A 261-nucleotide genomic window follows, 5' to 3' on the forward strand; every position below is an offset into this window, starting at 1 on the left:
GGTTTGAGAATTACTTTTTTGTTTTAAAAAAAATTTAAAATAACCCAACATAAAATTTTTTAATTTTTTAATAAAAATATACAAAATTATAACATAAAAAAATAATTATTAATAGCGGAGGCGGGAGGATTCGAACCTCCGATACCATTTCTGGTATACCGCATTTCGAGTACGGCCCGTTCAACCTCTCCGGCACGCCTCCCTTTTAAGTCCCCTCGGGAGGATTTGAACCTCCATCTTATCCTTAGGACGGATCTGCTC

The 261-nt window shown here is 36.0% G+C and carries 1 tRNA gene; it reads right to left on the minus strand.

Going from position 1 to position 261, the window contains the following annotated elements:
- Positions 1-115: 115 nt before the first annotated feature.
- A tRNA-Ser gene (locus N2692_03125) sits at positions 116-202 on the minus strand.
- Positions 203-261 lie beyond the last annotated feature (59 nt).

It is taken from the genome of Patescibacteria group bacterium (genome assembly GCA_026415775.1).
In the GTDB taxonomy this organism is placed as follows: Bacteria; Patescibacteriota; Minisyncoccia; order UBA6257; family JAAZHW01; genus SKW32.